This is a genomic window from Paenibacillus sp. 2RAB27, from assembly GCF_052115445.1.
Taxonomy (GTDB): domain Bacteria; phylum Bacillota; class Bacilli; order Paenibacillales; family NBRC-103111; genus Paenibacillus_E.
Genome location: NZ_JBFRGR010000055.1, coordinates 1 through 11,858 on the forward strand (window position 1 = coordinate 1; position 11,858 = coordinate 11,858).

Below are 11,858 nucleotides of genomic sequence, written 5' to 3' on the forward strand. Positions count from 1 at the left end.
TAACTTAGTTCCGCTAAGAGCCTCTTGGGCTACTTTGATGCGTTGCTCATCATAAAGGATATTGCTTTTCATACATTTCATTCCCCCTCACCGATATTGTACCTTATTGCATATTGATGACTCCAATCCAATTAGGGGGCTTCAGAGAAACGCTTCAAATTCGAGCAAATTAACTGTAGTTTATACATCTAACCATTTCAAAGGGGAACGTAGATGAGCTATTTGGCCGATATCGGTTGGCAATTAACGCTAAGCGGAACGTGGATACACTATTCTCTTGATTTTCGCGTTTTTTGGCATATTTGAGCTAAATAAGGCACTCTCATTCCCCTTAGATACCTATTCGGTTCATTTTTCCGCAATAGCGTATCCCCATTCCCTTTCCTCAGGGTTATCTTTTGGGACAGCCCTGAGGATCAATCCATATACAACGGATTACTTACAGCCGCGAGAAGCGTCTCTTGAACCTCGGTGAAATAGCGCCATACCTCTGCGCGATAAAAGGTTCTTCCTTCCATTTCACCCAACAGCTCCAGCGATTGCTCATGATATGCAACACACGAGACCTCAACCMCTCGGTCGGAGATCAGTTTCACGTTATCGCCTACCTGCAGCTCATTGACTACAAGCGTAACCTTTCCCTGACGCTCTGGTGCATATGCAGGCACAACATCGCCCATGTGATATGGCCCCGCGTTAAGCTCTAGCGCAGGACCTTCCGGCGAGAAGCTTAGAAACACCCGGCCTGTATCAATCCCATCCAGTACCCCATTGACGGTCCGACTAGCTGCATACACCCAGGTCGTCGGCATACTGTGCCTGACGTAGCCTCCTTGACTATGGAAATCACTTCCGCCTACAGCAACCATGCGTTTGCCGCTGCAAAGCTGCTCATGCCACCAAGTTAACGTCTGTTGATTAGCCTCCCGCCAAGGCCCATTCCAAATTTCTACCCAATCGTAATCGACAGTCCAAGCCCATTCCCACCCACAATTGGGGCAATGGGGATGATTGAGTACAATGCGTGCGCCGTTATTCCTTGCTTCTTGAATTCGTTCCTGTACCTGTTCCGAGCTGACAGAGCGGAAATCTTCGATAGGGCGAACTGCTCCCAGAAAATTGGCATGTCCATGATTCGTGGTTAGCTCCATGCCAGGGATCATGACGACACCCGTCTCCCTCGGATAAGCAAGATTCTGACTGTAGGTGTTATGGTCGGTCATCGCAAGAAAATCACAGCCTAGCTCTGCCATTATTTTCGCATTCTCGGCTACGGTCAATACTCCATCACTATGAACTGTGTGCATATGGAGATCGCCTTTGAGCCAACGACCTTGGTTCATTGTACATGTCACCTCTACACGCACCGTACAACCCGCAGGCGGAATCCGATACGTCCCCAGTAACACAGACCACTCACCCGCCACCAACTCACCAGGGATATAACCAGGGGTTGCTTGTTCTAACTCTATGAAAAATTCAGTGCGTGCGCCCCCGCTCCAGCCTCTTACACGCTCGGCATCCTTAACGCCTAAATCAATGACACAATCCCCGGGTCCATTCGCTTCCACCTCGATACGAACGTGTATGCGTTCCATGCCGCTAGTAACCTGAAAGGGGACCTCCAAATAACGATCCATTTCCTCATTGGTAATCAGACGAGTTATGATCATGCGCTTCACTCCCTTATTCCTTCGTTGCTCCAACCATCAGGCCGGTAACGAAATACTTTTGAACAAACGGATAAATCACGACTAACGGTATAAGGGCCAGCATAACACCAGCCATCCTTACATTAGGTGTCATAAATAAATTACTGCTCGTAGCATCCGATTGAATAACCAGCGCGCGCAGCGCTACTTGCAACGTATATAGTTTCTGATTGGTAATATACAATAGCCCCGGCGTAAGCTGGTTCCATCTGGATACGAATTCGAATAAGGTAATCGTTGCTAGTCCTGGTTTAGCTAGTGGCACATACATGGTGGAGAAAATTCGAAACTCTCCTGCGCCATCGATCTTGGCAGACTCCGCCATTTCATAGGATACAGCGCCAAAGAAATTCCGCATTAATAGAATACTGAAACCAGAGATCAAGCCATACAAAATTAATGCTGATACCGTATTTAATAGACCAAGCTCTTTATTTACCACGTAAAGTGGGATCATAACCGCTTCATTCGGTACCATCATCGTGAGCAGAATAAAGCTCGTCAGCAGCTTCCGTCCAGGTAAGCCCTTATGCAGCAGTACATAGCCTGCCATTGCGCAGAGCAGCACATGCGCGAATGAACCGAGTAACGTGACGAGTACATTCATGCCGAATGGTCTCCACAACTCAACGCGCTGCCACACCGTACGGTATCCTTCCATACTTAGCTCCGATGGCCATAGCTGGAGCCCCGCATGCATAGACGAGATATTAGAAGAGATCGAAATCATAAAGGTATTCCAAATCGGTAGAATCATGGTCGCTACTAGCAGTAGTAAGAAAAGACCATTGGCCAATTGGAAAGGTAAATCCCGTCTAATTAACAATTTATTGCCCATTCGAGCTCACTCCTCGTCGTAACGGATTAGTTTGCGAGTCGCAAACACCAGGATTAGCGTTGTCAACACAACGAGAAAGCCTGCTGCTGAAGCGACGCCCATGTTAAACTCAAGGATTCCCTTTTGGTACGTGTATGTCATCAAAACATCAACCTTCCGAGCAATAACTGGATTACTCAGAATCATTATTTGATCAAACATGCGAAGCATACCAATCATATTCAGAAGGGTAACGACCTTCATGGTCGGAATAAGCTGTGGTAAAGTCACATAACGAATTTGCTGCCAGCGTCCGGCACCGTCCATCCGAGCAGCTTCGTAGAGGGAAGGGGAAATCGAGACGATTGCTGCTAAATAGAGAATGCAAGTAAAGCCCATTTCTTTCCACGTATTCGTCAGTACCATTAAATAACGCGCAAAATCGACCTCTGCAAAAAAGTGAATCGGCTTCGCTGCTCCTAGCAGCTTCAACAGCTCATTGACAAATCCACCGTCTGGCGACAGCATCATGATCCAAATCCCGCCTACAACAACCCAAGAAAATAAGTGAGGTAAGTAAATGATCATTTGCGTCAGCTTTTTGAACCATGTTTGTAGTACTTCATTCAAGGATAAAGCCGTAATAATAGGGGCAAAGAAGCCTAATACGAGCATACCCGCTCCAATCACGAGTGTGTTTTCCAGTACGCGCCAGAAGACCGGATCATGCCAAACCGCTTGGTAATTCTGTAGTCCAACGAAAGGACGATCCCCGATCATACGGAATTTCTGCATCGATATTTGTAGTCCCTTAAACAACGGGAAATATGAGAAAATTGCAAAATAGATCACAATTGGTAGCATCATGACATACAACACACGATAGCGAGCCCACGCCGTCACTAAAAATTCCCCCTTGTCTGTGCATGTAAAGCGGAGGCTGGGGAGTAGCCCCCGCCCCTGCTTCTGCTTCTGCAACTGCTCATTTAGTCAATTAAGTTAACAGCTTTCAGCTCATCATGCATCTTCTTCACAGCATCTGCCGCTGGCATTTTGCCCATCATCGCTTGGAACGCATAGTTCGTCACGATTTTCTCAGCATTAGGCCAATCTTTCGTAGAGTTCTCAATCGTAGCGTTGTTATCAAAAATGACTTGGCGTCCTTCGATCGCACCCGGCAGTGTGCCAATCGGATTCTTAAAGTTTGTGTTGTTCGGGAATGGTGCCCCATGGTCCATCCCATGGCTAACACCATCAGGAGTTAACGTATACTTGCCGTCTTTCACTGTGTAATCTGTGCCTTCAATCCCTAACGTGCTTAGAATATTCCCTTTTTCCGACTGCCAAAACTCCAGGAATTTCATAGCGGTGTCTACATGCTCCGCATTCACTGGAATTCCCCATACGCTCGGGTCTCCACGGCGAAGCATAATTTTCCCGTCTGGACCAACAGCGCCTGGAATTGCTTTTGCGACAAATTTAGGATCATCCGTTTTCTTCATATTGTTAAAGAGTCCTACCCATGCATCCCAGTATGTGACCATACCCACACGGTTGGTTAGGAATAGCTCTCTCATTTTGCCTGAATCATTGGTCGCAAAGTTAGGATCTAGAATGCCTTCCTTGTACAGCTTCGCGAACCATTCAAAGATGGGTACCGCGGCTTCTGTCGCATAAGGAATCGTACGCTTACCATTCGCATCGATCACATATTTATATTTCACAGCTGCTGCGCTCATAAAGCCTTGAATATCATATAAGCCTGCGGTAGACAACCCGTACGTATCATCCTTGCCATTACCATCTGGATCCTTCTCTTTGAAGGCTTTCAATACCTGATAGAAATCATCCAGTGTCTTCGGCTGCTGCAGCTTCAGCTTGTCCATCCAATCTTGACGAACTGTCGGCAGTGTTCCGCCTTCTGATTTATTAAATACACTGTAGATTTTTCCGCCATCGTAAGTAATCATGTCCCATTCTTTGGTAGGAATCACCTTCGGGTCCGATAATACTTTGGAAGCTTTAATTTTATCGTTCAACTGTGTTAGCGCACCTTGGCCAACTAAGACGTCCATATTGCCCTTCCCCATGTAAATGAGGTCATACTTTTCTCCTGCTGCTATGGCTGCGTAAAGCTTCTTATCGTAGTCAGCCGCTGGTTTCTCAATCGTCACCTTAATCCCTGTCAGGCGTTCAACTTCCTTCTCGAATAACGTATTCTCTTCAGGCGTCTTCCCTCCGACAACACCACTGAGGATACGCAGCGTTTCTTGCTTGGCTGGCTTAGATGTCTCACTAAGTGAGCTTGCCTGTGATTCTGTTCCTGTTTTCGTGCTGCACGCGGTCACAAGTAAGCTTGTCGACAACGCAACGGCTGCGATCATTCCTGCTTTTCTATTTAACATGTGTATGGCCTCCTAGTAGTTCTTCTCTATTTGGGTTATTAACTGTTTCTCACTTTGGCGCATGACTCTCTAAAAACGAGGCTCGCTGGAATTAATATGCGTTTGACAATGGGATTCGGTTCTCGCAGCTGTTCAATCAACAACTTGGCTGCTTCACTCCCTAACACTTCTCCATTCAGCCTGACGCCAGTCAGCGGCGGCTTAAATTCAGGAGCGTAAATTGAATCATCGCTAAACGCGAACACAGATAAGTCTTCTGGTATTTGCAGTTTAAGTTCCTCAGCAGCTTGGTAAACACCTAAGGCAACTTTATCTGTATCGGTAATAATTGCAGTAATCTGCGGGTAAGAAGTCAGTAATCGTTTGGTCATCTGAAAGCCATAAGCCGTCGAAGTTAATTTCCCATCCTTGTAGACGATGAACTTAGGTTCAATCGTCACCTCTGCTTTTTGAAAGGCTCTAATGAAACCTAATTCGCGATCTTGAGCCACAGTTCGTTCCTTCTGTGTGTTCAGAAACGCGATGTGCGTATGGCCTAGTTGCAGCAGATGCTCCGCAACAAGTTGTCCCATACCAATGTTGTCGTTATCTACATAGGACACGCTGGACTCGAACTCTTGATGTGGTCTTCCAATAACGACTAGCGGCAAATTCCGCATGATCCGTTCCGAGATTCGTTCATCATTCTCAGCGGGATCGAGTAGAATATCACCATCAACAGGATCAGTCGCTACATACTCAACTTGCTTGGAGAATTCGGTTGACAGTGAGTTTACAAGCAATCGATAGCCTTGGCTGTAGCACTCTCTTAACACGCCATTAAAAAGGCCAAGATGAAACTGACTAAATTTCACCTGTTCGCCCGGCATATTAAGTCCAATAATATTCGTCCGTTTGTTCGCTAGACTTCGAGCCCAATAATTCGGTCTATAGTTCAAATCCAGAGCAGCATCCAGAACGCGCTTTGACACCTCCTTGCTAATAGGTCTCTTTTTACTAAACACGTTTGAAACGGTGCTTTTGGATACTCTTGCTACTTTCGCAACATCATCTATGTTTGCCATATGGGCTCGCCTCACTTCTCTTTAATAGTAAACCGGTTTTATCAAGGCAGTTTCATGGCTGGTTAAATGAATTGTAAATAAAACAGGCTGTTTAAATAAGATAATCCCAGTAATATCAAGGGTTTTCTAGCATTCACAGTATGCCGAATGAAATAATTCATGAAACCGGTTCGACGATTTCCGTTTTTTCATTTAACAAAAAGAAAAAGAACCAGCGGCTTGTTTCAGCCACTGGTTCTTCTTCCTATGTCGAATTACGAGTATTCCTACAAACAGCGTACCTACCGCCCCTGTTCAGATAATCATATCACTCAAGCATGTTGCCTCTCGGAGTAGTTACTCCGTTACCCATTGCGTTTTTAAGGCAAAAGGGACACGTGCTGCCTTCGTTGGAATGACTTCCGGATAACCAATATAGATAAAGCCGACCATCTCTTCTTTGCCTGAGAGGCCGAAGTTCTCTTGCATTTTCGGATGATACGTGGGATCGCCAGTCCGCCAGATCGTGCCTAATCCCAGGGCATGTGCAGCTAGCATCATATTCTGTACGGCGCAATGAACGGCCGCATATTCCTCTATCACGGGAACGACTGGCTTCTCCGCTGGCGAAACGGCTACTGCAATCACGAGCGGAGCCCGCATGGCTTTTTTCTCATTGTTGCTGCGCAGCTGCTCTTCTTCTTCCTCAGACAGTTCAGCATCTGCGCCTGATCTCGCTTCCGCAATGGCGACTTCGGCATAGCCGCGCCCCAGCAGCTTTCTGCCCTCGCCCGACATCACCCAGAACCGCCAAGGTTCCGTATTCGCGTGATTCGGTGCCCAGACAGCAGCTTCCAATATCTCTTCAATCAGTGCGTGCTCGATGGGATCCTGCTTGAGTTTCCCAATACTGCGCCGCTGGCGAATCGCTTCTTTCACATCCATGCGTTCCACTCCCCATTCCATTCCTATCTAAATCTAATGTACATGTTCCCATGGATATTTTCAATTTTTGATAAGCCTCTGTTTAAATAGTCGACATGATGCGTCAATAACCTAGCTAGCTTGTGCGAGTGATAGTTGCAAGGGAGGATGGTGTCCAAGTAGCTAGTGTTTGAACTCCCTCGAGGATAGATGGAAAACGTACAGTTAAATCAGAACGATTTCCCCGATTTAGCGAAATAGCTGGATAACATGTAGGTAATTCCGCCCGTTTCCAGCGAAAATGGCGGATATGCCGTAATTAACTACCCTTTTTCCATCTAATCATGATTTTTACCCGTGGAGTGTGAAATTAGCTGATCTTTTTCCAGTTAAACGAAGAGATCACTCGCTCGCCAAGTCCCTTCAGCGGCTACAACTCGCATACGGTGCAGCACCCGCGGGAAGATTGCTCTCCCAAACTTTTCTCCCCCAAAAAAACGCAAAAAAAAGACCCCAACGAGTCTAACCTCGTCGGAGTCTTTATGCAAATCTTCTATGTGTGCCAAACCTTATTTGTCTTTTTTAGCGTGTGAACCGTCGCAATTGCCCTCGCTGTTCTGTGTGTTTCCGCATGCACATTTACCCATAATCGCTGCCTCCTCCAAATGTAATCTTGTTGGGTTTATTATATCCAACTCACTTACATTTGTAAAGTAGTTAATTAAAAGTTAGTAAATGAGGATAATTATCATTCTCAATGGAGCCCTGCTGCTTCGCGACTAGCTCGTCATATTTAGTTTTTTATCCGTAGGTAGGAAGGCTGCAAACAGTCCTAGCAACGGCAAGTACGCGCAAAGCCGAATCACGAAACCGATACTTGTCGCATCGGCCAACGTCCCCAGCACCGCCGAACCAATGCCACCTAATCCGAACGCCAGTCCGAAGAATAATCCAGATACCGTACCAACCTTGCCAGGCAACAACTCCTGCGCATAGACCACGATTACAGAGAAGCCGGACAACAGAATGAACCCGATGCATGCACATAGAACTGCTGACCAGAACAGGTTTACAAATGGAAGCAGCAAAGAGAACGGCGCGGTTCCCAAGATGGAGAACCAGATCATATTTCGTCTGCCGAATCGGTCCGCCAAAGGGCCGCCCATAAATGTCCCCACAGCCCCAGCTGCCAATAGGGTGAAAATAATGAGCTGCGCTTTCCCTGTCGTGACTCCGAAATGGTCCATTAAATAGAACGCATAGAACCCTGTCATACTCKCCACATAAACGAATTTGGAAAAGAGCAGCATGATCAGAATACCTAGCGCGTAGGCGACTGTTTTCTTTGGCAAAGGCTTCTTCACGGAAGCCGTTTTACGAACAGCGGAACGTGCGACTAGCGCACCTTGGTACCATTTTGCCACAAATATCTGAACTACGATCCCCGCTGCCGCTGCAAAAGTAAACCAAATGATCCCGAACTGACCTAACGGTACGAAAATAAGTGCTGTAAAAATAGGTGCCAACGCCTGGCCAATGTTCCCGCCTGTTTGGAAAATCGACTGCGCCAGCCCTCTACGAGGACCCGCAGCTAAGAAGGCCACCCGCGAAGACTCTGGATGCAGCACGGATGAGCCTAGGCCAACCAGAATTACGGCCATGATCACATGCGAGAATGTTCCCGCATAGGCCAGTACGACAATACCAAATAGCGAGAAAACAACGCCAATTGGCAGTAAATAGGGCTTCGGCTTCGCGTCGGTATACAACCCGATTAAGGGCTGGAACAAGGAAGCTGTCACGTTGAGTGTGAAGGCGATCCAACCAATTTGCGTAAAGCTTAACTGCAAGGAGTCATGCAGAATTGGGAAGATCGCGGGAATAACCGATTGAATCGCATCATTTAATAAATGTACTAAGCTGATCGAAAATAAAATGGCATAGACCGTACGTGCCTGTGTCTGTGCTGAATGTGTAGCAGAAACTGTACCTGTTGCTGTTTGCATGAAAACCACTCCTAATCATCATATCATCTGATGTTTAAAATCATGGGAAAGGCAAGGATGACTCCCGCTCCCATCTTCTTCATAATCATAATCTTACTCTTTACTTTTACTCTAATTGTCCTGCTGAAGAAACTTTTTGACCTGCTGAACGGTCCTCTCCAGATTCTGAAGTGTCCAATGCTCCGCAGCGGCAACATCCTTATCTCGGATCGCTTGATACAAATTCACATGAAAAAGATGATGGTGATCGTGAACCTGCTCATCCATTACTAAATTCCTCAGAGCTTCCAACATCACTGCTGAAAATGAGCGATACAAATCGACAACAATGCTATTTTTGCTCGCGACCGCGATTGCCTGATGAAAAACCATGTCAGAAGCTAAATAGGCGTTCGTATCCCCTCTATCCAGCGCCTGCAACCGTTGATCCAATGCTTCACTCATCTGCGCCAAATCGGCTTCGTCGCGACGTTCTGCAGCGAGTCTGGATATTTCGAGCTCGAGCATTTTTCTGACTTCGTAGACTTCCAAAATTTCCGCTCGACGCAGTCGGTGAACTAGCGGTTCTTGCATCGCTGCATCGGAATGCCCCGTTAGAAAGGTGCCAAAGCCTTGCTTCTTCTCCAGCAATCCCGCATGCACAAGAACCCTAACAGCCTCACGAATGGTGGAGCGGCCGACGCCGAACTGTTCCATTAATTCCGGCTCCGTCGGAATCTTGTCGCCCATTTTCAGCTCGCCATCTGAAATTTTCTTCTGCAACTGGGTCACAACATCATCCACAAGCTTGGGACGGCGGAGTGTTTGGAAAGAAACCTTCGCATTCATCTGATCATCTCCTGTATGGCGAGTATATCACAGACTCGAATTGTTTTTCTATTCTTTACTTAAAATCAACATAAATTTAGCACTCTCCTATAGAGACTGCCAGAAATTTGACAATGACGTAGATGATCAGGCAAGCTATAGTTATAGCAACAAGACAAGCACGTGAAATACTAGTCCACTAGATTGCTAGAACACAAAATTCTAATCATGCCAAGGGGGCCATTCCTATATGAAATCAAACAAAAAACTTACACTCATCTCCACGACTGCCATGGCATTTTCATTATTCGCTTCTTTGACACTTGTTCAACCTGCCTCCGCTGCAGTTAAAACAAGCGCTGATTTTACAGATTTGGCTGGAAGCAACGCAGCTTTGAAAACGAAAATCGATCGTATGATCGCTGATGGCATTTTTGAAGGCGTTTCGGGTACAACTTTCGGAATCTCACAAAATATGACGCGTGCGCAATTCGCTAAAGTAGCTACGAAAATCTACAATATTCCGGTTGATCTTACGATTAACGTGTCCAGCTTCACGGATGTTCATGCAGACGACACCGCTAACGGTTGGGCGATCCCTTATATTGAAGCGGCTAAAAAAGCCGGTCTGATCGACGGCGTGACAGATACAACATTCCAGCCTGGCGAATCGGTTACCGCTGCCCAGTTGGATACCGTGCTTCTTAAAGGATTAGGAAAAACAGTTTCGATGGCAAGCTCGCCTTGGTACACGGATGCGGTTAAGCAGGCCACTGCGCTTGGTATTCATCCAACTAGCAAAGCTGGCGATCAAGCCGCTACACGCGAGGATCTCGTAGTTAGCTCGTACGGGGCTCAAGATGCTTTCAACGCTCAGAAGCCGCCAGTCGTAACACCTTCTAACCCAAGTAATGTTTCGGTTGTAGGTGATTACCATTTGGGCAGCGTCATTGATAGTGGATTGACTAGCTCCGCTACAGGTACTATCACCAAAACGATTGCTGAAGATCCTACGCTAAGTAAATTTGCCAAAGAGATCAAAATCAAATTAACAACATCCGCTGGTGAAGATATTGCGACTCCTGGCATTGTACAATCGGTTGTCTCCTTAGACCCTAGCATTGCTAAAGTAGGCCTTACCTCCGATCATCGTGCTTACGTGCTGGGTAACAAACCCGGTACTACGGACGTGAGTCTTATTGTGCAAGTTGGGAATGGAGAAGCTAAACAACTGCATGTCAGCGTAACTGTCGAAAGTACCGCTGTGACTGTGAAGACATTGACGGCGGGGGAAACTTCCATTACTGAACCTATGACAATGAGTGTTGGTGACAATGTGTACAAAGCTAATTTCGACGCATACACAGCCATGGATCTTAAGGCTACAGACAATTATGGAAACACATATGAGAACCTCGATATCCGAAACTATAACTTTGCTCTAGGCACTTTATTTATTACGAATGATGTGCGCGGGGAAACTGGCTCTGCGGTTGGCTCTGTATCGGTTGATGCCGATGGTACCGTGCATGTAACGGGTAATGTAACCAATTTTGAACTTACTGCCGTTTCAGCTTCGGGCGTCAAAGTAACAAGCTACGTCACACTAACAAGATAAGTTGAACGAATACATCCAGCTCCCCTCCGGGGAGCTTTTTTGTATGGGGACGCACACTAGCCCATCTCTCACATATATTGCTAGTGCTCATCATTTTACAGAAAGGGGTCGGTCTCGATGTACAACGACCCAACCTTGTACGCCTATCCCCCAGTTCAGTATCATCTGTATCCCGCTCATCCCTACCACTACGCACCTTACTGGGCGTGGGACCGCAACTTTCCTCCAGTTAATACCAAAATGCTTTCTAACTCCGTCGTTGCCTCGGAGCACTTGTTAAAAGATGCTTCTATCGTTGTCAAAAAGCTCACAGACCCAGAAATCGCTCGTCAATTAATGATGAATGCTCAGAACGGCAACCAAAAAGAAGTCGATCGTATTGTTAAGACCTTCGGTAGTGATTCCACCATCGAAACGAGCTACTCCCCCAGTGCCATACAATTCGTGGTTGGTCCCCGTGTGACCGCAAATCAATGCTGCCGAGTCACGCTCATGCTCAAATGGGGCGAATAAAAAAAGCAACCCA

Annotated in this window: 10 protein-coding genes; 2 read left to right on the plus strand and 8 right to left on the minus strand. The window is 46.6% G+C overall.

Going from position 1 to position 11,858, the window contains the following annotated elements:
• Nucleotides 1–416: 416 nt before the first annotated feature.
• The 8 genes from AB4114_RS33740 to AB4114_RS33775 all read right to left on the minus strand — a co-directional run bounded on the left by AB4114_RS33740 (nucleotide 417) and on the right by AB4114_RS33775 (nucleotide 9,735).
• Nucleotides 417–1,673 (minus strand): CehA/McbA family metallohydrolase, encoded by a 1,257-nt coding sequence (locus AB4114_RS33740; protein ID WP_441992341.1) that lies wholly within the window; start codon nucleotides 1,671–1,673, stop codon nucleotides 417–419.
• Nucleotides 1,674–1,686: 13 nt separating this feature from the next.
• A complete protein-coding gene (locus tag AB4114_RS33745) occupies nucleotides 1,687–2,550 on the minus strand; it encodes a carbohydrate ABC transporter permease (RefSeq protein ID WP_441992342.1) in 864 nt (287 codons plus the stop codon).
• 6 nt (nucleotides 2,551–2,556) lie between these two features.
• Complete coding sequence (locus AB4114_RS33750) at nucleotides 2,557–3,432, minus strand: ABC transporter permease subunit (RefSeq protein ID WP_441992343.1); 876 nt, start codon at nucleotides 3,430–3,432, stop codon at nucleotides 2,557–2,559.
• Between the two features lie 83 nt (nucleotides 3,433–3,515).
• Nucleotides 3,516–4,934 carry an extracellular solute-binding protein gene (locus AB4114_RS33755; RefSeq protein ID WP_441992344.1) on the minus strand — a complete coding sequence of 473 codons (1,419 nt, stop codon included), beginning with the start codon at nucleotides 4,932–4,934 and terminating at the stop codon, nucleotides 3,516–3,518.
• Between the two features lie 38 nt (nucleotides 4,935–4,972).
• Nucleotides 4,973–5,998 carry a LacI family DNA-binding transcriptional regulator gene (locus AB4114_RS33760; RefSeq protein WP_441992345.1) on the minus strand — a complete coding sequence of 342 codons (1,026 nt, stop codon included), beginning with the start codon at nucleotides 5,996–5,998 and terminating at the stop codon, nucleotides 4,973–4,975.
• Nucleotides 5,999–6,334: 336 nt separating this feature from the next.
• A complete protein-coding gene (locus AB4114_RS33765) occupies nucleotides 6,335–6,922 on the minus strand; it encodes a nitroreductase family protein (protein WP_441992346.1) in 588 nt (195 codons plus the stop codon).
• A gap of 758 nt (nucleotides 6,923–7,680) precedes the next feature.
• Nucleotides 7,681–8,907 carry an MFS transporter gene (locus AB4114_RS33770; RefSeq protein WP_441992347.1) on the minus strand — a complete coding sequence of 409 codons (1,227 nt, stop codon included), beginning with the start codon at nucleotides 8,905–8,907 and terminating at the stop codon, nucleotides 7,681–7,683.
• Between the two features lie 111 nt (nucleotides 8,908–9,018).
• Entirely contained in the window at nucleotides 9,019–9,735 is a 717-nt protein-coding gene (locus AB4114_RS33775; RefSeq protein ID WP_441992348.1) for a FadR/GntR family transcriptional regulator, read from the minus strand.
• Between the two features lie 229 nt (nucleotides 9,736–9,964).
• On the opposite strand from AB4114_RS33775, the gene AB4114_RS33780 reads away from it, so the two are divergent.
• Both AB4114_RS33780 and AB4114_RS33785 read left to right on the plus strand, forming a co-directional pair.
• Nucleotides 9,965–11,332: an S-layer homology domain-containing protein gene (locus AB4114_RS33780; protein WP_441992349.1), complete on the plus strand. Its 1,368-nt coding sequence runs from the start codon at nucleotides 9,965–9,967 to the stop codon at nucleotides 11,330–11,332.
• Between the two features lie 117 nt (nucleotides 11,333–11,449).
• Complete coding sequence (locus AB4114_RS33785; RefSeq protein ID WP_441992350.1) at nucleotides 11,450–11,845, plus strand: hypothetical protein; 396 nt, start codon at nucleotides 11,450–11,452, stop codon at nucleotides 11,843–11,845.
• Nucleotides 11,846–11,858: the final 13 nt, after the last annotated feature.